18 protein-coding genes are annotated in these 21,976 nt (G+C 66.8%); 9 read left to right on the top strand and 9 right to left on the bottom strand.

Going from position 1 to position 21,976, the window contains the following annotated elements; all coding sequences use genetic code 11:
• Positions 1–101: 101 nt before the first annotated feature.
• Positions 102–1,280 carry an FAD-dependent oxidoreductase gene (locus ACTJLD_RS22620; protein WP_119338090.1) on the top strand — a complete coding sequence of 393 codons (1,179 nt, stop codon included), beginning with the start codon at positions 102–104 and terminating at the stop codon, positions 1,278–1,280.
• Between the two features lie 23 nt (positions 1,281–1,303).
• Here ACTJLD_RS22620 and ACTJLD_RS22625 read toward each other — a convergent pair whose 3' ends face one another.
• The 3 genes from ACTJLD_RS22625 to ACTJLD_RS22635 form a co-directional block, all read right to left on the bottom strand.
• On the bottom strand, positions 1,304–2,650 hold the full coding sequence (locus ACTJLD_RS22625; RefSeq protein WP_119338089.1) for a glutamine synthetase family protein: 1,347 nt from the start codon (positions 2,648–2,650) through the stop codon (positions 1,304–1,306).
• Between the two features lie 151 nt (positions 2,651–2,801).
• Complete coding sequence (locus ACTJLD_RS22630) at positions 2,802–3,359, bottom strand: helix-turn-helix domain-containing protein (protein ID WP_021163465.1); 558 nt, start codon at positions 3,357–3,359, stop codon at positions 2,802–2,804.
• Between the two features lie 17 nt (positions 3,360–3,376).
• Entirely contained in the window at positions 3,377–4,666 is a 1,290-nt protein-coding gene (locus tag ACTJLD_RS22635) for an NAD(P)/FAD-dependent oxidoreductase (protein WP_440659721.1), read from the bottom strand.
• 650 nt (positions 4,667–5,316) lie between these two features.
• Here ACTJLD_RS22635 and ACTJLD_RS22640 point away from each other — a divergent pair.
• The 5 genes from ACTJLD_RS22640 to ACTJLD_RS22660 all read left to right on the top strand — a co-directional run bounded on the left by ACTJLD_RS22640 (position 5,317) and on the right by ACTJLD_RS22660 (position 11,513).
• The gene (locus tag ACTJLD_RS22640; RefSeq protein ID WP_060173323.1) at positions 5,317–5,739 is read left to right on the top strand and encodes a hypothetical protein; all 423 of its coding nucleotides are present in this window, start codon (positions 5,317–5,319) and stop codon (positions 5,737–5,739) included.
• 36 nt (positions 5,740–5,775) lie between these two features.
• Entirely contained in the window at positions 5,776–6,900 is a 1,125-nt protein-coding gene (locus tag ACTJLD_RS22645; protein ID WP_060086253.1) for a M14 family metallopeptidase, read from the top strand.
• A 1,268-nt stretch (positions 6,901–8,168) separates the two neighbouring features.
• The gene (gene codB / locus ACTJLD_RS22650) at positions 8,169–9,464 is read left to right on the top strand and encodes a cytosine permease (RefSeq protein WP_059650142.1); all 1,296 of its coding nucleotides are present in this window, start codon (positions 8,169–8,171) and stop codon (positions 9,462–9,464) included.
• Positions 9,465–9,510: 46 nt separating this feature from the next.
• Positions 9,511–10,764 (top strand): cytosine deaminase, encoded by a 1,254-nt coding sequence (codA, locus tag ACTJLD_RS22655; protein WP_226215908.1) that lies wholly within the window; start codon positions 9,511–9,513, stop codon positions 10,762–10,764.
• Positions 10,765–10,808: 44 nt separating this feature from the next.
• Positions 10,809–11,513: a TetR family transcriptional regulator C-terminal domain-containing protein gene (locus tag ACTJLD_RS22660; RefSeq protein ID WP_440659722.1), complete on the top strand. Its 705-nt coding sequence runs from the start codon at positions 10,809–10,811 to the stop codon at positions 11,511–11,513.
• A gap of 33 nt (positions 11,514–11,546) precedes the next feature.
• Here ACTJLD_RS22660 and ACTJLD_RS22665 read toward each other — a convergent pair whose 3' ends face one another.
• Positions 11,547–11,984 (bottom strand): hypothetical protein, encoded by a 438-nt coding sequence (locus ACTJLD_RS22665; protein WP_049097299.1) that lies wholly within the window; start codon positions 11,982–11,984, stop codon positions 11,547–11,549.
• 334 nt (positions 11,985–12,318) lie between these two features.
• Between ACTJLD_RS22665 and ACTJLD_RS22670 the strand changes: the two genes are divergently transcribed.
• Together ACTJLD_RS22670 and ACTJLD_RS22675 are read left to right on the top strand one after the other, a co-directional pair.
• Complete coding sequence (locus ACTJLD_RS22670; protein WP_027789570.1) at positions 12,319–13,056, top strand: sulfite exporter TauE/SafE family protein; 738 nt, start codon at positions 12,319–12,321, stop codon at positions 13,054–13,056.
• A gap of 287 nt (positions 13,057–13,343) precedes the next feature.
• Positions 13,344–14,723, top strand: a complete 1,380-nt coding sequence (locus tag ACTJLD_RS22675; protein ID WP_060086247.1) for an amino acid permease — start codon at positions 13,344–13,346, stop codon at positions 14,721–14,723.
• A 134-nt stretch (positions 14,724–14,857) separates the two neighbouring features.
• On the opposite strand, the gene ACTJLD_RS22680 is transcribed toward ACTJLD_RS22675, so the two are convergent.
• From ACTJLD_RS22680 to ACTJLD_RS22700, 5 genes are all read right to left on the bottom strand, one after another.
• Entirely contained in the window at positions 14,858–15,436 is a 579-nt protein-coding gene (locus tag ACTJLD_RS22680) for an NnrU family protein (protein WP_440659723.1), read from the bottom strand.
• Positions 15,437–15,753: 317 nt separating this feature from the next.
• A complete protein-coding gene (locus tag ACTJLD_RS22685) occupies positions 15,754–16,245 on the bottom strand; it encodes a TfoX/Sxy family protein (protein ID WP_440659724.1) in 492 nt (163 codons plus the stop codon).
• Positions 16,242–17,351 (bottom strand): malate/lactate/ureidoglycolate dehydrogenase, encoded by a 1,110-nt coding sequence (locus ACTJLD_RS22690; protein ID WP_321879062.1) that lies wholly within the window; start codon positions 17,349–17,351, stop codon positions 16,242–16,244. Before ACTJLD_RS22690 ends, ACTJLD_RS22685 begins: the two co-directional genes overlap by 4 nt.
• A 50-nt stretch (positions 17,352–17,401) precedes the next feature.
• Complete coding sequence (locus tag ACTJLD_RS22695; protein WP_060066666.1) at positions 17,402–18,856, bottom strand: M20 family metallopeptidase; 1,455 nt, start codon at positions 18,854–18,856, stop codon at positions 17,402–17,404.
• A gap of 81 nt (positions 18,857–18,937) precedes the next feature.
• Entirely contained in the window at positions 18,938–20,008 is a 1,071-nt protein-coding gene (locus ACTJLD_RS22700; RefSeq protein WP_440659725.1) for an NAD(P)H-dependent flavin oxidoreductase, read from the bottom strand.
• A gap of 432 nt (positions 20,009–20,440) precedes the next feature.
• Between ACTJLD_RS22700 and adiC the strand changes: the two genes are divergently transcribed.
• Positions 20,441–21,973: an arginine/agmatine antiporter gene (gene adiC, locus ACTJLD_RS22705; protein ID WP_060086243.1), complete on the top strand. Its 1,533-nt coding sequence runs from the start codon at positions 20,441–20,443 to the stop codon at positions 21,971–21,973.
• Positions 21,974–21,976 lie beyond the last annotated feature (3 nt).

A 21,976-nucleotide genomic window follows, 5' to 3' on the forward strand; every position in this document is an offset into this window, starting at 1 on the left:
CCGCCGGAGACCATAATTTACGATGCTCATCCCGTCAATGCGACGCCGATGCGCAACTCCGCGCCCCGGCGAGCACGCGTACGACACAAGGAAGGAGCACGATGGAAATCGCCATTCTGGGCGCCGGCGTTGCCGGCATGAGCACCGCACTCGCACTCGCCGGGCGCGGCCACCGGATCCGGTTGTACGAACGCCGGCCGTCGGAATCGACGATGGGCGCGGGCGTCGTGCTGTGGCCGAATGCCGGCTTCGTGCTCGAGCAACTCGGCCTGCTGCCGGACATCGTCGAGGTTGGCGGCCACCTGCACGCGATGCGGCGCATCGACCGGCATGGCACCGCGCTCAAGGCGACCGATATCCGCGCACTCGACCGCCGCATGGGTTTCCCGACGTATTCGATCCTGCGGCGCGACCTGCAGGCCGTGCTGGCACGGCACCTCGCCGCGCGCGGCATCGACGTCCGCTTCGGCCACGGGGCGACGGCCATCGAAACCGGAACGGACGGCCGCGCCATCGTTCACTTCGACAATGGAACGACGATCGCCCCCGATCTCGTGATCGGCGCGGACGGCCGCATGAATTCCGTCGCGCGACACTACGTGGTCGGTCACAACGCGCCCGTCTACCAGGGATTCGTCAACTGGATCGGTATCGCGCAAAGTGATGTGCCGCTGGTCGACGAGGTGTCGGTATTCGACTATTGGGGCGTGCGCGAGCGCTTCGGTATCGTCGCGCTCGACCGGCATCGGATGTATTGGGCGGCGGCATGGCCCGAAGCCGATCCGGGCGAGGTGACGGAAAGCGATCCCGCGGCGATGCTGGAACGGCGCTTCGCTGCGTGGCCGGCACCCGTCGCGAACGCGATACGTGCGACACCATCGGACGCGATCACGAAGATCCACGTGCACGATCTCGATCCCGTCGACGTGTGGCATCGCGGCAACGTGCTGATGATCGGCGATGCCGCTCACGCGCCGCTACCGACCTCCGGACAAGGTGCTTGCCAGGCACTCGAGGACGCGTGGCATCTTGCCCGTTGTCTCGACGAGCACGGAGCAGGCAACGACAGCGACCTCGATGCGGCGCTCTCGTCTTTCACGCTGCGGCGCCGCCCGAAAACAGCGGCGATCACCGAGCGTGCACGCGATTTCGCGCACCTGCTGTTCGGCGACGGCGTGGCCGAAAACGCTCGACACCAGATCGACCCGGTTGCGGAAATCGAGGCCCTGACGAGCGCGTGGGGCGCGCACCTGCCGATGGAGCAGATGCGCGGACGATAAGACGCGCGCGCGGCAGCGTCCGCTCACAAGAACCACCGATACTCCCGCGCGCCGATTTCATTGCGGAAATCCAGCTCCTCCTGCCGCTTGTTCTCGCAATACACCATCACGAACTCGCTGCCGAGCCCTTCGCGCAGGGCCGGATGATCCTGCATCGCCGCGACGGCCGACAGCATCTCCTTCGGGAAATCGATCCCGCTGCCGCGATCCTCGTTGAGCGGCACGATCGGCTCGATCCGTGCATCGAGCCCATGCTCCATCCCGGTGAGAATCGCGGCGAGCACCAGATACGGGTTCGCGTCCGCGCTCGCGAGCCGGTGCTCGATCCGCAGGTTGCGCGCATCCGACTCGGGAATCCGGATGCACGCATCGCGATCCTCGAAGCCCCAGCTCGCGCGGCTCGCCGCATTCACCATCGATCCGTAGCGCCGGAACGCGTTGTGATTCGGCGCGAACACGGGCATGCAGTGCGGCAGCACCGCGAGGCATCCGGCCACCGCGTGCCGCAGCGGCCGCTGCCCGTCCGCCGCGAGCAGGTTGCGCCCGGCATCGTCGTAGAGGCTCACGTGCACGTGCATCCCGCTGCCCGGCGCATGCAGGTACGGCTTGCCCATGAAGCTCGCGCGATAGCCGTGCTTCAACGCGACGCCGCGCGTGCTGCGGCAGAACAGCGCCGACCAGTCGGCCGCGCGCAACGCATCGTCGGTGTGGCCGAAATTGATCTCGAACTGACCGGGACCGAGCTCGGCCGTGATCACCGTCGCGTCGACGCCCTGCTCGCACGCGGCCTCGACCATCTCGTGCAGCACGTCGGAGAAGCGCGACAGGCGCTCGATATGCATGTTCGGCTGATCGTCGCGATCGTCGCTCAGGCGGTCGCGCGGATATTGCGGCATCCCTTCCGCGAGCTGCGCGGCGAACAGGTAGAACTCGAGCTCGAATGCAACGACCGGCCGGATGCCGCGCGCCGCGAAACGCCGCAGCACGCGCGCGAGCACCTCGCGCGGCTCGAACTCGATCGGCGAATCGGTGCCGTCGGAGCTGATCAGCATCTGCGCGAGCGGCTGCCGCTCCCAGCGCACGGGCTTCAGCGTGCCGGGAATCAGCCGGCGCGGCGCGTCCGGGTCGCCGTCGTTGAAGCAGTAGTCGCCGATCTTGTAGAGGCCGCCCTGCGTGCCGAGCAGCACGCAATTCTGCGGCAGCTTCAGCAACGAGCCCGACGCGACCTTTTCGAGCGCGTCAATCGGGTAGCGCTTGCCGTAGAAATGCCCGGGCAGGTCGAGGCAGATCAGGTCGACATAACGGATCTCGGGGTGCGCCTGCCGGAATGCGCGGACTTCACCGACCAGCGCGGGAACGACGTCAGCCATGTCTCATCCTTTCCATGTCTTGTATGGCGGTGCCGCAGCGCGGCGAACCGGATTCACGCGCATGCATCACGTCGCATGCATCATCTCGATCAGTACTGCAAACAGGCTGCTTGGCGGGGCGGCCCGTCATGCCGCCCGCCCCGCCGACCACTCAGGTGAATACCCAGATCACGCGCGTCGGCGCGTCGGTCAGGTTGGCATAACGGAAGCGCTTGTGCGCGGGGAGCTGGAATGCGTCGTTCGGGCCGAGCGTGACGGGTGTGTCGTCGCCGTCGATCCAGATCGTCAGTTCTCCTTCGAGCACGAAACCGCCCTGCTCGTCGCTGTCGTCGACGGGCCGCTCGCCGCTGCTCGCGCCCGGCGCGAGATGGCTTTCGAGGATCGAGAAGCGCGAGCGCATGTTCGGCGACACGAGGATGTCGGTAATGCCGGCCGCGTAATACACGGTGCGCCGCTCGTCGGGCCGCGTGACCCACGGCACGCTGCGCGGCTTGCTCAGGCTGTAGAAATAAGTGGTCGGCACGCCGAGCGCCTCGCCGATCGCGGTGAGATCCGCGACCGTCGGGCGCGACAGCCCGCGCTCGACCTGCGACAGAAAGCCGACCGAGCGGCCGATCCGTTCCGCGAGATCGTTGAGCGTGACCTTGCGATGCTTGCGCAGGTCGCGGATCAGGATCGCCAGGCTTTCTATCTCTTCCTGTTCGTTCATGGTGGGTTCCGGTGCAGTCAAACGGTATCGCGCAGACGGTACCAGGCCTTGCCGACCGCTTCCAGCGGCGCGGCGAGCCGGTCGCCGCCGGGGAAGCGCGGGTTGCGGATGCGCTGGTACTGCGCAAGCAGGCGTTCGTCGCCGAGCACGGCGTCGGCCACCGCGCGCGCGCCCGCGAGCGTCGGCAGCACGCCGTGCCCCGAGAAACCCTGCAGCCAGAAACGCTGCCCGAGGCGGCCGATGTCCGGCGTGCGGCGCATGCTGATGTCGATATGGCCGCCCCACGCGTAATCGAGCGGCACGCCGGCCAGTTGCGGAAACACGCGTTCGAGGTGCGGGCGCGTGGCCGCCGCGATATCGGCCGGAATGCCGCCGAGATACGTGCAGCCGCCGCCGAACAGCAGCCGGTTGTCGGGGCTCAGCCGGAAATAGTCGGGCACGAACTGGTTGTCGATCACGCAGCTGTTCCGCGGCAGCAGCGAACGCGCGACGTCGGGCGCGAGCGGCGCGGTCGCGACCTGGTAGGTGCCGACCGGCAACAGCCGGCGCGCGAGGTCGCGATCGAGCCGGTCGACATACGCGTTGCAGGCCAGCACGAGGACGTCCGCGCGTACTTCGCCGCGCGCCGTGCGGGCGACGTGGCCCCCGGCCGTTTCGCGGCAGTCGAGCACTCGGCTCTGCTCGAAGATGCGGCCGCCCGCGCGCTCGATCGTCCGGGCGAGGCCGAGCGCGAGCTTCAGCGGGTTCAGGTGGCCGGCCTCGGGATCGTAGAGCGCCGCGAGATAGCGCGTGCCGCCGATCCATTCGGGCATGTCGGCCCGCTCGATCACGCGCAGCCGGTCGTAGCCCCAGCGCTCGGCCGCTTCGTCGCGGGCCTGCGCGAGCATCGCGACGCGACGCGGCCGCACCGCCGCCCACAGGCTGCCGGGCCGATAGTCGATGTCGAAACCATGTCGCCCGGGCAGTTCCCGCACCTCGGTCGCGGCCCAGCGCATGCTGTCCCACAGCAGGCGCGCGCCGTCGCGGCCGAGCGAATCCTCGAGCGGCTGCATGTCGCACGACCAGCCGAGCAGCGCCTGCCCGCCGTTGCGGCCCGACGCGGCCCACGCGACGCGGCTCGCTTCGAGCACGACGACCCGCTTGCCGGCGAGCGCAAGGCGCAGCGCCGTATGCAGCCCGCTGAACCCCGCGCCGACGACGAGCACGTCGGCGTCGATGCGCTCGTCCAGTTCCGGACGATGCGGGATCGTCTCCGGATACGTACCGGCGTAGTAGCTTGCGACGTGACGGTCGGACTGCACGAACATGCGGACTCCCGTGAAATTCTTGCCGAGAAATTTCATGAAAAACTAGCATGACAATTTCACGGGAGCAAGCGGGCGGGAAAATCGCCAATTGGTCTGACGAATCAGTCCGACGAACTAAAGTTGCGCTCTTTTCAGGGGGTTTCGGTGCAATTTAACAATTCGCACGAATCGAGCAACTTCGGGTGTCAAACTCGACCTCGCAAGAAAAGCCAGGATTCGCCGCGCACCGTCCCGACTATGTGTTTGGCTCAAGCACTCAGATCAAGGCACAATCGACGCTCCGTTGCGGCGGCTAGCCTCAGGGGGCGTCCGATCCATGATCCAGAGTTCCGGCGTCGACTTGCAACCTCATGGCGACGAAGTCCAGCGCGCGCGGGATGAATCAGGCCTTTGCCGCCCGCAAATAGCCGCTGGTCTGCCAAATTGAAAGAACTCCAAACAAATCTTGGGGCCGGCTTACACCCCCGGCTCGGCGACTACCTGCTGGACCTCCTGCGGCCTGTTCTGCCGCTCGATCCGAGCATTGATTTTTCGTTAAAATCAGCAGCTTAGACCGAGATACGGCGGATTTTTTGAGAATCCGGTCAAGCCTCACACACGCTCGACACAACCCAGCAAGTTGTGCGGCCAGGAATCAACACCAATGGGAGGTGACTCACGACGGCGAGGCCTTCGTGCTGCGCTTCGGAACGGGGGGACCGACGCTGGCCCCGGATCTGCGCGTGCCGGTGCTCGTGAACTGCACCGGTCTGGTGGGCGGCCCGGACGCGTCGGCCGGGCCGCTCTATCCGAGCCTGATCGCCGGGGGGCTCGCGCGTCGTCACCCTTTCGGCGGCATCGACGTCGATCCGCACACCAACCGCGTGATCGGCGCTCACGGAAGCGCGCACCGATTATTCGCGATCGGGAACAGTACGCAAGGCGTGTTCTTGCTCACCAGTAACCTCGTGCTGAACGCAGCTCACGCTGCCCGCGTCGTGGATCTGCTGCTGGCGGATCTCGCGTCCGCTGCGGCACCTTCGTCCCGTGCCACAAACGCCTGCATCAACGGCGCGCAAAATGTCGCGTTGTAAGCCTGCAGGCCCTGACACTGTCCTAACACCAGACCTATGCACATCGACACCGATTTCGAAGCCGCCGCCATCGATCACGTTGCCTCTCCCACCAGCGGCTCGCCCCTGCGTTTGCGTCTGCGCAGCGACAACGCCGCCGAATTCGCCCAATGGTTCGCGTTCGAGCTGGTCGATCTACCGCCCGGCGGCGTCGACGTGCGCATCGAGGGTTTGGCCGGCTCGTCCTACCCTAAAGGCTGGGTCGATTACCGCGTCTGCATGCGCGCCGATGGCGGCGAGGCGGCGGCCTGGCGCCGCCTGCCAACAGACTTCGATGGCGATGCGCTCGCGTTCCACGCGCCCGGCCCGGCCCGGCGCCTGCGCTTTGCCTATTTTCCGACCTTCGACCGCGTCGCCGAAGACAACCTCGTCGCTCAGGCGACGCAGGCAGGCGCAACGCTGGAGACCCTCGGGACCTCCGCGCTCGGCGAGCCGATCCGCATGCTTTCGTTCGAGGGCGATGCGCCACGCACTCGCCTCTGGTTCATGGCTCGCCAGCATCCGGGCGAATCGCAGGGCGGTTATTGCCTCGAGGGCCTCGTGCAGGGGCTGTGCGGCGAGCTGCGTCCTGTTTGGGAGAACGGTGGCTCAGCCGTGCATGTCGTCGTCAATGCCAATCCGGACGGCGTGCGCCTGGGCAACCTGCGCACGAACGCGCGCGGCGCCAACCTCAACCGCTGCTGGGACCGCGAGTATCCTGATGCGCCCGAGACGGCCGCCGTGCGCCGTCGCATGCAAGCGCTCGGACTCGACCTGCTCGTCGACTTCCATGGCGACGAGGTCCTGCCCCACGTCTTCTCGGTGGGCGCCGACGGCAGCCCCGCCTGGACGCCACGCTTGCAGGCCCTGCGCCGCACGTTCGACGAGGACCTGCTGCGACGCTCCCCCGTGTTCCAGACAGCGCGCGGCTATTCCGTCGACCGACCTGACCACGCGAGCCCAAGGAAGTGCATCCCGTGGGTCGCGGAGCAATTCGATGCGCTGGCGATGACCATCGAATTGCCGTTCAAGGAGAGCGCCGACCGACCGCGTGACGACGCCGATGCGACCGCATACGCCCGCACATTCGGACGGGCCGTGCTCGAAACCGCCCTGGCGCTTGCGCCGTCCGTGCGGCCTTGAGGTCCTGCTCGCCTTCCGTCGAGCACGCATGGACGCCTCCGGGGTGCCAAACCTTCGTTTGCACGACGGTTTGAAGGTCAGGATTGCGGCCCTGCGTCCGGAGGGGATGCGGACAAAATCTTGGACTACTTTGGAGGTAATCCATGTATTTGTTGAAGTTCGTAGATACTGCTAATTGTGTCCGTTCAGGAACCGATGCGTCTGCAATGCACACGCTATCCAACTTTAGTTGACGCCACGGCTTTATTTTTCCTTTGTTATACAAAGTCGGAGCAAAGTCTGCTCCGTGAATAATTCGAATCAACTCGATCCGCAGTTGCCACCAATTCGCCTCTATGGACCTCCTTGTGATGCAGAAAGTGCATCAACTAGAGGAAAGCGAAATGTCGTTAGTGGAGCAGACACGGTGGCCAGATCACTGCTATGACGAAGGGAAATTGAAATATCCCGCCTGCATTCCGGAGGGCTTAGCTTAGAGATTGATCTTTTGGGCCGCAAAGTCCACAGCCTCAGCGGCATCGATATCGCCCGCCGCCACCTCCAAGTCGATTCCGCGAGTCGCGCCGCAACAGTCAACTAGACCAATGTCAGTAGTCAGACGGCCCTGACTGACTCGTTTCGTCGCAAGACGTTGCACCCACTAATCAGACAAATAGGATGTTCCCAATCCAACTACCAAGGGACCGTTCACCGAATGTGAACGCAGTTGCCGGTGTCCTCAACTGATACATGTCGTCACACAAGACAATCCAGTTCCCGCCAAACACATTCGCCTGCATGGCAGAAATCGCGCAACTTTAGTTCACGCATCAACTTTGTCCAAACTTCAGTTCCGAAATTTTGGAACTAAAGTTGCGCTCTCAGGAAGAGTGCGGCACCGGCGAAGCTTGATACGCCTGCCTTCCCCAGCATTCCAAAATAGGGCAACTTTAGTTCGTCGGCCTGAATCGAGGCCACGTTCTTTCCCGGTCGAATCCAGCGATTCGCCGGGATCGGCGCTTCGACTCGATCGATGCACCGGTCACGTCGACCCCCGGATACATCGGTTCACGCAATCACTTCGCCCCAAGCGCCCCCGGGCAATCAACCGGAGCCCCCTTTCCCGGCAGCCGCTTCGCGACCGCCGCGCGTACACCAAATTTTTACGCTTGTAAAAATTTTGGCCAGAGAGAATGACGCGCTGAAAACAGAAACAGCCCGTCCGCTGCCCGTGCACGGGCCTCCGCAACCGCCTTCAGCCCACAACCCGATCGCCCACGGAAAACGAGATGCCCACGAACCAGGATGCACGCCCGACAGCCGGGTCGAACCACGGGGAATTCGCGCTGAGCGAAGTCCCGCTCGAGAAACGCACCGGCTTTCTATCGATCACGATGGTGCTGCTGAGCTTCACGTTCTTCACCGGGACGATGTTCGCCGGCGGCAAGATCGGCGTCGCCTTCGATGTCGTCAGCATGATCCAGATCGCCGTGATCGGTAACCTGCTGCTCGCCGCCTATGCGGCGTCGCTTGCGCTGATCGCCGCGCGCAGCGGCCTGAATGCGGTGCTGATGGGCCGCTTCTGCTTCGGCGAAGTCGGCAGCAAGCTGTCCGATTTCCTGCTCGGCTTCGCGGAACTCGGCTGGTACGCGTGGGGCACCGCGACGGTCGCCATCGTGCTGGTCAAGCTGCTCGGCTGGCCCGCGTCGGTGACCACGCCGTTGATGATCCTGTTCGGCTTCGGATTCTCGATCACGGCCATCATCGGCTATCGCGGCATGGACGTGCTGTCGCGCGTGTCCGTGCCGTTGATGTTCGTGCTGCTGATGACGTCGATGTGGATCGCCACCCGCGATATCGGCGGGTGGGCCGGCCTCAAGCACGTCGTGCCGACGCATCCGATGCAGTTCTCGGCCGCGGTGACGATGGTCATCGGCACCTTCGCGAGCGGCGCCACGCAGGCGACCAACTGGACGCGCCTCGCCCGCAGCGCGCGCAGCGCCGTGTCGGCCAGCATGATCGGGTTCTTCGCGGGCAACGGCCTGATGATCGTCGCGGGCGCGTACTGCGCGATCGTCTATCAGCAGGCCGACATCGTCGAGGTGATGATGCTGCAGGGCCTGTCGATCGCGGCGGTCGTGATGCTGTGCCTGAATCTCTGGACCATCCAGGGGCCGACGATGTACAACGTGGCGGCCGCCGGCTGCCACCTGCTGCGCACCGAGCGGCGCCGCACGCTCGTCCTCGTGGGGGCGGCGATCGGCATCGTGCTCGCGGTCGGCGGGATGTACGAGCTGCTGATTCCGTTCCTCGTGCTGCTCGGCTCGATCATTCCGCCCGTCGGCGGCGTGATCATGGCGGACTACTGGTACCGCCATCGCGGCACCTACCCGTCGCTTGCGACCGCCCGCCTGCCGCGCTTCAACCTGGTCGGCCTGGCCGCCTATGCGATCGGTGCGATACTCGCCTACACCTCGCCGTGGATCGCGCCGATCGTCGGCATCGCGGCGTCCGCCGCCGCGTACATCGTGCTGCTGCAGGTTGCCCGCGCGTTCTCGCGCGAGCCGTCCGTCCAGGGCGAATGATTCCGCTGCGCGCCCTTCCGGCCCCACTCGAACGACAGGAACCCACATGAAGATCATCAACGCCAGATTGCGCGGCCGTAGCGGCCTCTTCACGATCGACCTCGATGCGGACACGATCCGTGCGATCGACCTCCAGTCGTCGCCGCTGACGCCGCAAGGGAACGACGTCATCGATGCTGGCAGCAATCTCGTCATCCCGCCGCTGGTCGAGCCGCATATCCATCTCGATGCGACGCTGACCGCCGGCGAACCCGAATGGAACATGAGCGGCACGCTGTTCGAAGGCATCGAGCGATGGGGGCAGCGCAAGGCCACGATCACGCACGACGATACGAAAGCCCGCGCGCACACGACGATCGGGATGCTGCGCGACAACGGCATCCAGCACGTGCGCACGCACGTGGACGTCACCGATCCAACGCTCGCCGCGTTGAAGGCGATGGTCGAGGTCAGGGAAGAGGCGCGCGATCTCATCGACCTGCAGATCGTTGCGTTTCCGCAGGAAGGCATCGAGTCGTTCGACAACGGCCGCGCGTTGATGGAGCGCGCGATCGAGATGGGCGCCGACGTCGTCGGCGGCATTCCGCATTTCGAGAACACGCGCGACCAGGGCGTGAGCTCCATCAAGTTCCTGATGGATCTCGCGGAGCGCAAGGGCTGCCTCGTCGACGTCCATTGCGACGAAACCGACGATCCGCAATCGCGCTTCCTGGAAGTGCTCGCCGAGGAAGCGCGGGTACGCGGGATGGGCAAGCGCGTCACCGCGAGCCACACGACCGCGATGGGCTCCTACGACAACGCTTATTGCTCGAAGCTGTTCCGGCTGCTGAAGCGCTCGGAGATTCATTTCATTTCGTGTCCGACCGAAAGCATCCACCTGCAGGGGCGTTTCGACACCTACCCGAAGCGGCGCGGCATCACGCGTGTGGCGGAGCTCGATCGCGCCGGCATCAACGTGTGCTTCGGGCAGGATTCGATCAAGGACCCGTGGTACCCCGTCGGCAACGGCAACATCCTGCGCATTCTCGACGTGGGCCTGCACGTGTGCCACATGCTCGGATACGAAGACCTGCAGCGGTGCCTCGATTTCGTCACCGAGCACAGCGCGAACGCGATGTCCCTCGGCGACCGGTACGGCCTCGCCGTCGGGCGGCCGGCCAATCTGCTGATCCTCGACGCCGATAGCGACTACGAAGTGATTCGCAAGCAGGCCAGGGTGCGTACGTCGCTGCGCGGCGGGAAGGTCATCATGCAGCGCGCGCCGGAACACATCACCTATCCCGAAGCGAACGCGCGTTGAGCGGACGGCGGCTCCGGCCCGACATGCTGGTGGAGGATCGAGCGATGAACCCGTCCGCGCCGACCGCAGAACCGCCCGCCCGGCCACCCGGCCGGCGGGAAGCGCTGCGCGATACCCTCGAGGCGGCCATTCTCGCCGCCGCCGAGGAATCGTTTTCCACGTATGGATTCGAAGGGAGTTCGGTTGCGGCGATCGCGGCGGCGGCCGGCTTGTCGAAGCAGAACCTGATGTACTACTTCCCGACGAAACTGGCGCTCTACAGACGCGTGCTGGACGACGTCCTGCGGGACTGGCTCGGCAGGATGCGGGAGTTCGCGGCGCCCGAGCGCGAGCCGGCGGAAGCGATGTCGGCCTATATCCGCGCCAAACTCGAATTTTCCCGGAACCGCCCGCATGGATCACGGGTGTTCGCGCTGGAGATCATCGGCGGCGCGAAGACCTACGGAAAGGAGATCCGCAAGCAACTGATCCCGGTGCTGCGGGACGACATCCGGGTGCTCGAACGCTGGATCGACGAAGGCAAGGTCCGGCAGGTCGATGCCGAGCACCTGTTCTTCCTGATCTGGGCAGCGACGCAGTCGTATGCGGATTTCGCGTCGCAGATGCTGCTGGTGCTCGGCAAGCGCGCGCTGGGGAGCGACGATTTCGACGCGGCCTATCGCACGATCTCGGACCTGGTGCTCCGGGCGCTGATCACCGAAAACGGCAACGGCGGCTCGAGCGCCGCCGTTGCCGTTCGCGCACGGTAACCCGGCGCCATCGGAGGCGTCGGGAACCGCCGGTCAGTCGTTGTGCTTGTGGTGCTTCTTTTTCTTGTGCTTGCCGCCGCGATAGTAATCGTCGGAGCGCGAGTTGTTGCGCGACACGTGGCCGCCCAGCGCCGCCCCCGCGCCGCCGCCGACGGCTGCGCCCACGAGCCCGCCCGCCGTGCCGCCCATCGCGTGGCCCGCCGCGGTGCCCGCGCCGCCGCCCAGTGCGCCGCCGACGATGGCGCCCGTGCGTTCGCGCTTGTTCGACGTCACCGCGCCACCTGCGCCGCCGCCCACGGCCCCGCCGATGATCGCGCCCGTGCTCCCGCCGACCGCGTTGCCGACCGCCGCGCCCGCGACACCGCCGAGCGCGCCGCCCAGTGCGTTGTTCGTGTCACCTGCCACGGCAGGCGCCGAGACCGCCACCATCGCGCCGACCATCGCTGCCATTCCGGCCCATTTCTTCAGCATCTGTCTACCCTCGCCACTTTTCGAGATATCGATGCGCGAATTTAGCACCTTTCCGGTAAACCTATCGTAATGAAGCGTTAAATCCGGCTTCCCATGGCGATCTCCCACGTGAGCGGACATGCGTCGTCCGGGTGTCGCCGCCGGGATTGCAATCGGCGCGGCCGCCATCGACGGGCCGCGCAACAGCGCGTCGACACACCACGACCTGCACCGCATCGCGCAGAACGCCCGGCCTGCCTTCCTGCGTCCGCGATCCTGCATTACCATCGAGCGTCCGCCGCGCCTGCCCGCCTCCGGCAAGCGGGCGTCCAGCCACCTCCCCGTTCGCGCACCCATGCTCGCTCTCGTCATCCTCGCCGGCCTGTGGGCCGGACTGCAGAACACCCTCGCGGGCGGCGGCTCGTTCGTCACACTGCCCGCGCTGATCGTGTCGGGCATGTCGCCGCTCTCGGCGAACATCACGTCGACGGTCGCGCTGTTTCCCGCTCAGGTCACGACCGGCTGGGCGAGCCGCAACATGGTGCGCGGCGTCGGCAAGCTGTCGTTTCGGGCGATGTTCGCGATCAGCGTGGTCGGCGGCGCGCTCGGCGGGCTGCTGTTGCTGAAGACGCCTTCGTCGATCTTCTCGCGCCTCGTGCCGTGGCTCGTGCTGTTCGCGACGATCGTATTCGCGTGGGGCAGTTTCTTCCGCAAGCCGGGCGAAGGCACGGCCCACCTCGGCACCGTCCCGGCCGCGTTCTCGCAATTCATGATCGCGATCTACGGCGGCTACTTCGGCGGCGGGCTCGGCTTCCTGATGATGGCCGTGCTGACGATGGCCGGCCTGTCGCCGCGTCACGCGATGTCGACGAAGAACGCGCTCGCAGGCGTGATGAACGCATCGGCCGTCGTGCTGTTCCTGACGTCGCCGCACCTGCACTGGGGCAAGGCGCTCGCGCTCGGCGGCGGCGCGGTCGTCGGCGGGCTGCTCGGCACGTGGGCGCTGCATCGCGTGAACGAACGCGTGCTGCGGATCGGGATCGTCTGCATCGGCGCATTGCTGACCATCGGGTTGTTCGTCAAGCCGATCTGACCCACGCACACGCTTGTCGCCACCACGGCAATTGATGAGCAAACCGCAAGACGTCTTTCTCATATCTCGTTTGCGGTGACGGCGGTGTCCGCCCACAATCCGGGTTGCCGTCGTCATCGCCCTCTCGCGGGCACCGACCGGCACTTCGCGGCCGCCATTCCGACTCACCGCCGGCGGCCCGGCACATCGCGTCACACACGCTCCCCCGACATCGGCGCCCCTGCGGCGGCAGAACGTTGCCGCCGCTGCCCGATGCGTTCCCGGCCAACAATAACTAGAGGTAGGAGATGCAGGACAATTCTTTGAGGCAAAGCCTCAAGCAACGGCACATCACGATGATCGCGCTTGGCGGCGTGATCGGCGCAGGCCTGTTCGTCGGCTCCGGCGCGATCATCGCGACCGCCGGCCCCGCGGCGATCCTGTCGTACCTGATCGGCGGCGTGATCGTCACGCTCGTCATGTTCATGCTCGGCGAAATGGCGTCCCGCAATCCCGACAGCGGCTCGTTCTCCACCTACGCGAGCAGCTATCTCGGCGAATGGGCCGGCTTCGCGGTCGGCTGGCTGTACTGGTTCAAGTCGATGATGACGATCACCGTCGAGGCGATCCTGCTCGGCGCGATCCTCAACGATTTCCTGCCGTGGCTGCCCGTGTGGGCCGGCGCACTGTTCATGCTCGTGACGCTGATCGCGAGCAACGCGTACTCGGTGCGCTCGTTCGGCGAAGCGGAATACTGGCTGTCGTTCGCGAAGGTCGCGACGATCGTCGTGTTCATGGCGCTCGGCGCATCGATCCTGCTCGGCTTCCAGCCGCGCATTCCGGCGCCCGGGCTCGTGAACCTCACGGATCACGGCGGCTTCATGCCGAACGGCATTTCGCCCGTGCTTGCCGGCGTGATGGTCGTGATCTTCTCGCTCGGCGGCAGCGAAATCGCGGCCGTGGCGGCGGGCGAATCCGAGAACCCGAGCAAGAACGTGATCCGCGCGATCAAGAGCGTGATCGTGCGCGTGATGGTGTTCTACGTCGGCTCGGTGTCGATCCTGATCCTGTGCATGCCGTGGACGGACAAGGCCAACCTGAAATCGCCGTACGTGTCGCTGTTCGGCATGGCGGGCTTCACGGGCGCGGCCGTCGCGATGAAGATCGTGCTGTTCGTGTCGTTCATGTCGGTGATGAACTCGTTCCTGTTCTCGAACTCGCGCATGCTGTTCTCGCTCAGCCAGCGCGGTCACGCGCCCGCGATGTTCGGCCGTACCAACGCGAAAGGCGTGCCGATGAACGCGCTCGTGCTGTGCCTCGCGATCTGCGTGTCGATCCTCGGCGTTCACTTCGTGAGCGGCGGCGACCTGTTCCTGATGCTCGCGAAGAGCAGCGGCGCGTTCGTGATGATCGTGTGGATCTTCATCATCGTCGCGCACTTCGCGATGCGCCGGCAGACGAAGCACGAGCGACGCGACCCGGCGGCGTTCCGCGCGTGGTTCTATCCGGTGTCGAACTGGGTCGCGCTGCTGGCGCTCGTCGCCGTGCTCGGCTCGCAGGCATTCAACCCGGATTCGCGCTTCCAGTTCTGGTTCACGGTATCGACGGCGCTCGCGATCGTCGCGGCGTATTTCCTGCGCCGCAAGCCGGCGCAACTCGGCGAAACGGCCGGCGCGAAGCTGCGCTGACCGTCGCCCTCGGCGGGCGGCGCGCTGGCCGGCGCCGCTCGGCCAGTCAGTTGCTCAACCGCTTGGCTTCTCGGCTTCTCGGCCGCTCGGCCGCTCAGTTTTTCAGCCGCTCGGCCGCGCAAGTGCCTGGCGGCTTAGCCGAACGGCCGCACGCCGATCAGCCAGCCGTGCAGGAACAGCACGAAGACGGCCCAGACGACGAGCCCGGCCATGATCGCCACGACGTCGCCCGACAGCCTGCCCGCCGGATAACGAACGCCTTCGCGGCGGTCACGCGCGCGCCACACGACGAAATCGACGAGCGACCAGACGAAGAAGGCGCCGAACAGCACGACGGCGTGCAGCGTGCCGTTCGCGAGCAGGTGCGCGATCGCCCAGACCGCCACGCCGGCCACCATCGGATGGCCGACGAGCGTCTTGATACGGTTGCCGGGCACGTAGGAGGCGGCGATCAGCACGAATGCGATCGCGGTCAGCATGCCGGTGAGGTGGCGCACACCGACCGGCGACACCCACAGCAGCGTCGCGCCCTGGCGCGCGATGCCGTAACCCCAGACGATCAGCACGAAGCCGATGATCGATGCGATCGCATAGGTGCCCTTCCAGCCTTTCTCGCCGATTCGCTCGATCGTCGCCGACCGCCAGCCGTCCGCGACGATCCGGATCGAGTGCACACCGAGGAAGATCGCTAAACCGAGAATCAGGACGAGCATCGGTTGTCTCCGTCTGGAATGATGGGTGGGGAAATGTCCCGCGCGGCATACGATGCGCCGTTCGTTGGAGCCGGCGGCGAGGCCGGCGCGGGTCGCGCCAGTCACGGGTGCAACCCGCGCCGATCATAAACGCCGGGGCCGCCGTTGTGAAGCACGGGGGATGTGCGGTGCGGCAAGCCGCATGACTTTACGCACCTGCGCGGGCGCACCGCCTGGCACCCGTCATGCGCCGCGTGTCGCGCGAATCGCCCCGGCACGTTCGAGATCGAAAGAAAGGGAAGCGAAATTTGCGAAAGTGTCGCTTCGCTCGACCGGCATCAGGTTTGCTTGCGCTTCGCCGGTGGTTTAGTTGCTGGTTTTGCTGTCGGTTTCGCTGCCGCCTTTGCCGCTGGCTTGGCCGCCGGTTTCGTTGCCCGCTTCACTGCCGGCTTTGCCGCAGACTTCTCCGCCACCCTCGCCTTTCGCTTCGGCGGCCCCGCCAGCAGCGCCGCGCGATACGCGCTGCGGCACCAGTCGAACAGCGCACCCGCATCCTCGAGCACGTCGGCCGGGGTTTCGTAGTAGCCCTCCAGCGCGACGGTACGCGTGGGCCTCGCATACGAGAACGGCCCCATCCCCGCCGCGACGAATGCCGGACGGTTCACGTCGTCGACACGCAGGAACAGCGACCCGCGCGACATGAAGCCGAACATCACGCCATCGAGCCGCATCGCCGCCCCGCTGAAGAACCGCGCGACCTCGACCTTGCCGAGCGGCGCGAGCTGATATGCGATCTCCTCGCCGTGTGCCTTCTCCGACTGCCAGCTCATGCACGCTCCATGCAACGCTGCGTCCACGCGTCGAGCGCCGCGTCGTCGAAGCCGACCGCCGCCGCGCTCTCGCGGATCTGCCGCCACGTCGCGCGATCGACCGGAATGCCGCCGGCCCCGCGCGCCGCGCGGCTCGTCTCTTCCGGCTCGCCCGGCACCTGTACCGGCGCGTCACCGGCCTGCGGCGACGCCTTGGCCCATGCGACGAACGCATCGGCCTCACGCTCCGCATCGGCCGCATCGAATGCCTTCGGGTCGATCAGCACCGACAGCATCCCGTTGACGATCGCGCTCGTCTTCTGCAGCGTGTCGCCGTAGGTCGTATGCCCGCCGACGAGCGCACCGCCGAAAATCTCGCACATCGCCGCCAGCGCGTACCCCTTGTGCAGCCCGAACGGCAGCAGCGCGCCGAACGGCTGCTCGTGCATCACGGCCGGATCGTCGGTCGGCTGGCCGCGATGGTCGATCAGCGACCCGGCCGGCACGCGCTTGCGCTGGTTGTGCGCGACGCGCGTCTTGCCGTACGCGATCGCGCTCGTCGCGAAATCGAGCAGCAGCGGCGGCCTGCCCGCACGCGGATACGCGGCGCAGAACGGGTTCGTGCCGAAGCGCGGATCCGTGCCGTGCAGCGGCGCGACCAGCAGGTCGCCCGGCACGTTGACGAAATGGAACGACACGAGCCCCGCGCGCGCGCACTGCTCGGCCCAGTGTCCGATGCGGCCGAGATGATGCACGTCGCGCAGCCCGATCGCGCAGATGCCCATGCGCCGCGCACGCTCGATCCCTTCGACCATCGCCTCGAACGCGATCACCTGGCCGAAGCCGCGCCCGCCGTCGATCGTCAGCACCGCGCCGCCGTCGCGGACGATCGACGCGTGCCCGTTCAGCTGCAACTGCCCTTCCCGCCACGACGCGACGTAGTTCGGGATCATCCCGACCCCGTGCGAATCGTGACCCGCGAGATTCGCGCCGACCAGGTGATCGGCGACGAGCCGTGCCTCCCGCTCGCTGCTGCCGGCCCGTTCCCAGAGTGCCGCGACGAATGCATGCAGCGGTTCGGCGCGCATGCGCAGCGGTTCGGTATCGGGCGTCGGCAAGGCGGTCATCGGCAAGGTTCCGTCAGGTCAGGTCGGGTCGGGTCGGGCAGTCGTGGCGCTCAGCGCGCGGTCGCGATCACGTCCGCGACCGCCGCCGTCAGCTTCTTCGCGTACGGCACGTGCAGGAACTCGTTCGGGCCGTGCGCGTTCGACTTCGGCCCGAGCACGCCGCACACCATGAACTGGGCGGACGGGAAACCTTCCTGCAGCACGTTCATCAGCGGGATCGTGCCGCCGAGGCCCATGTACGCGCAATCGGCGCCGAAGTGGCGGCGCGACGCGGCATCGAGCGACGACGCGAGCCACGGCGCGAGATCCGGAGCGCTCCAGCCCGTCGCGGCACCCGCGTCCGGCTTGAACGTGACCTTCGCGTTATACGGCGGATCGAGTTCGAGCAGTTCCTTCAGTTGCTGCACGGCCTGCGCGGCGTCGACGAGCGGCGGCAGGCGCAGCGACAGCTTGAACGCGGTGCGCGGACGCAGCACGTTGCCCGCATCCGCGAGCGCCGGCATGCCGGCCGCGCCGGTCACCGACAGCGACGGGCGCCACGTCGAATTCAGCAGCGCCTCGCGCGGATCGGTGGTGGTCGGCAGCACCGGCTTGCCGTCCGCGCCGCAGGCCCACGGCAGCCCCTTCCACACGGCGTCGCCGAGGATGGCGGCGGCTGCGTCGGCTTCGCGCACGCGGCTGTCGGGAATCTCGCAATGGAACACGCCCGGCAGCAGGTTGCCGTTCTTCGCATCTTCCAGGCGCTCGAACAGCTGGCGCATCACGCGGAAGCTCGACGGCGCGATGCCGCCGAACACGCCCGAATGCACGCCTTCCTCGAGCACCTCGACCTGCAGGTCGCCGGACACCAGCCCGCGCAGCGACGTGGTGAGCCACATCTGGTCGTAGTTGCCGGCGCCCGAATCGAGGCACACGACGAGCGACACCTGGCCGAGCCGGTCGCGCAGCGCGTCGACGTACGGCAGCAGGTCGTAGCTGCCCGACTCCTCGCAGGTCTCGATCAGGCCGACGCAACGCGGCCGCTCGATGCCCTGCTCGTCGAGCGCGCCGAGCGCGGCGAGGCTCGCGTAGATCGCGTAACCGTCGTCCGCGCCGCCGCGGCCGTACAGCTTGCCGTTCTCGTACTTCGGCGTCCACGGGCCGAGGTCCGCGCGCCAGCCGTCGAATTCGGGCTGCTTGTCGAGGTGGCCGTACAGCAGGATCGTGTCGGTGCTGCCCGAGCGCGTGGCGGGCGATTCGAAGAAGATCACCGGCGTGCGGCCCGGCAGGCGCACGATCTCGAGCTTCAGGCCTTTCACGGGCTGTCGCTCGGCCCACTGCGCGGCATCGGTGACGACGCGCTCGAGATAACCGCGCTTCGCCCAGTCGGGGTCGAATGCAGGGCTCTTCGCGGGGATCGCGATGTAGTCGGTCAGTGCGTGGAGGATTTCATCGTTCCACTTGCGCTCGATGAAGGTAACGAGCTTGTCATGGTCGAGGACGGGGGTAGTGTCGACGGAGGTCATGGTGGGGGGTGCCTGGATCGGGCTGACGAAAACCCAGATGATACGCCGATGCTCCCGCGCCGGCGCCCCCTTCCCGGTCGCTCAGCGCGCCTGCGGAAACGCGTCGTGCAGCCCCGCCGCACATGCCAGCGCATCGCGCCACAGGCGCTGCGTCAGCTCGCCCGCATCCTCTTCACGCGCGAGCGCCGCGGCCTCGCCCGACCACAGCACCGAGAAGTCGTCGCGGCCCTGCCGCTCGAACGCGCCGCGCAGCGGATCGACCACGGCCGTCGCGAGCGGAAACGCCGGCGCGAGCGCGCTCATCGGCCCCTGTTCGCGCATGAAGCGCGTCAGCAGCCCGCGCGCGGGGCGGCCCGTGTACAGGTTGGTCAGGCGCGTGCCGTCGTCGCGCGCGGCGCGCACCGCCGCGCGATGCTGCGCCGAGCGGCCGGCCTGCGGCGTCAGCAGGTAACCGGTGCCGATCTGCACCGCGCGCGCGCCGAGCGCGAACGCGGCTGCGATGCCGCGCCCGTCGGCGATCGCGCCGGCGGCGATCACCGGCGCGCGCACCGCGTCGACGATCTGCGGCAGCAACGCGAACAGGCCCGGCTGCGCATGGATGTCGTCGGTCAGGAACATGCCGCGATGGCCGCCGGCCTCCGCGCCCTGCGCGACGATCGCGTCGACGCCGCGCGCATCCAGCCAGCGCGCTTCCTCGACGGTTGTCGCGGACGAGACGACCTGCGCGCCCGTGCGCCGCACGCGATCGAGCAGCGGATCGTCCGGGAGCCCGAAGTGAAAGCTCACGACGGCCGGCCGCAGCTCTTCGACGACCGCGCACATCGCATCGTCGAACGGCGCGCGTCCGGGGCCGCCCTTCACGTCGGCCGGATCGAGCCCGACTTCCGCGTAGTAGCCCGCGAGCGCCGCGCGCCAACGCGCGTCGACCGCGGCATCGGGTGCCGGCGGCGTATGGCAGAAGAAGTTCACGTTGAACGGGGCGGGCGTGCGCGCCCGGATCGCCGCGATCTCGTCGCGCAATTGCTGCGGACCCAGTGCCGCGCAGGCGAGCGAGCCGAGCCCGCCGGCTTCGCACACGGCGATCGCGAGCGGGCTCAGTGAACCGACCATCGGGGCCTGGATCAGCGGCAAACGGGAAGGCAGCGTCGTCATCGGAATCATCCTCGGGGAAGAAGCGGTGGTCGCGCGCGCCGGCGGCACGCATTTAATGCGCCCGATAATAACCGACAAACTCAAACTCCGATTTCCGCGCCATTTGCGTCACGAATTGATTTAACCGGTTAGTAAAAGCGATTATTCGTCGAAGCTTCCGCGGCACGATCCAACCCGTCCGGACCGGAATCGGCAAAAACGCGCTCCGGCCTTTCCACACGGGCCGCCGAACCCGAAGCCAAACACCGTTTCACCGGCTTCAATGACATTGATCAATATTCAAGTTATTAAACACAAGCGTTTACCCTTATTAATAATCGCCCCGAGCGATAACATGAACGCGTCAATTAAAACGACGAACCACACCGGAATCGTCGACTGGCGCCACACCGCGTTACCTCAACCGAAACACGCCTTCTCAAGGAGCGTCGCATGTCCGATGCCAGCTCGTCCTCCTCCCGCGCCGCCGCCACGCCGGACGCGGCTTCCGCGCCGAAAATCGGCGTCATTCCCGCCACGCTGATGGTCGCGGGCAACATGATGGGCTCCGGCGTCTTCATGCTGCCCGCGAACCTCGCCGCGACCGGCGGCATCGCGATCTTCGGCTGGCTGATCACCGTCGTCGGCGCCGTGTCGCTCGCGCTCGTGTTCGCGAAGCTCGCCGCGATCGACCCGGCCGCCGGCGGCCCGTACGCGTATGCGCGCAAGTCGTTCGGCCCGTACATGGGCTACCAGACCAACCTGATCTACTGGCTCGCGAACGTGCTCGGCAACGTCGGCCTCGCGGTCGCCGGCCTCGGCTACCTCACGCATTTCTTCCCGGTACTGAAGGACCCGCTCGTGTTCGCGCTCGCGCAGATCTTCGTGATCTGGCTGTTCACGTACGCGAACATCCTCGGGCCGAACGTCGTCGGCCGCGTGCAGTCGGTCACGACGGTCTTCGCGCTCGTGCCGATCCTCGGAATGGCCGTGTTCGGCTGGTTCTGGTTCAGCAAGGACGTGTATTTCGCCGGCTGGAACGTGTCGGGCACCAACAGCTTCAGCGCGATCGGCGCGACGCTGAACTTCACGCTGTGGGCGTTCATCGGCGTGGAAAGCGCATCGGTGTCGGCCGGCGTCGTCGAGAACCCGTCGCGCAACGTGCCGATCGCGACCGTCGGCGGCGTGGTGCTCGCGGCCGTCTGCTACGTGCTCAGCTCGACCGTGATCATGGGGATGATCCCGAACAAGGCGCTGCTCGCGTCGAGCGCGCCGTTCGCGGATGCCGCGCGCCTCGCGCTCGGCAATACGGCCGCGAACGCGGTCGCGCTGTGCGCGGCGCTCGGCTGCCTCGGCTCGCTCGCGGGCTGGACGCTGCTGGTCGGCCAGACCGCGAAGGCCGCGGCCGACGACGGCCTGTTCGCCAGCGTGTTCGCGCGCGTCAACTCGAAGAACGTGCCGTCGGCCGGCCTCGCGATCGTCGCGCTGATCATGTCGGTGCAGGTGCTCGCGACGATGTCGCCGAGCGCCAGCGAGCAGTTCGGCAAGATCGCGTCAATCGCCGTGATCATGACGCTGCTGCCGTACATCTATTCGTGCATCGCGATCAAGGTGCTCGGCTACGGCAAGATGCCGTCGCACCAGTTCACGTTCTACACGATCGTCGGCCTGATCGGCGCCGTCTACGCGCTGTGGGCGATGGTCGGCTCCGACGGCCAGCAGACGCGCTGGTCGCTGATCTTCGTCGTCGCGACGATCGTCTTCTACGAGCTGTCGATCAACCGCCAGCGCGAGATCGAGGAAACCCACGTGCATCCGGGCGGCCGCTCGCCGCGCTGGGTGCGCTATCTCGCGCTCGGTGTGACCATCGCCGCGCTCGCCGCGACCTTCTGGATTTCCGTGGGCCGTCACCAGGCCGACACCCTTCACGCGCGCTCGCCGGCCGTTGCCGCGAGCGTCCAGGCAACCCAGCAAACGGGGGAATGACAC

Origin of the sequence: Burkholderia sp. 22088, assembly GCF_052045915.1 — a bacterium.
Taxonomy (GTDB): Bacteria; Pseudomonadota; Gammaproteobacteria; order Burkholderiales; family Burkholderiaceae; genus Burkholderia; species Burkholderia cepacia.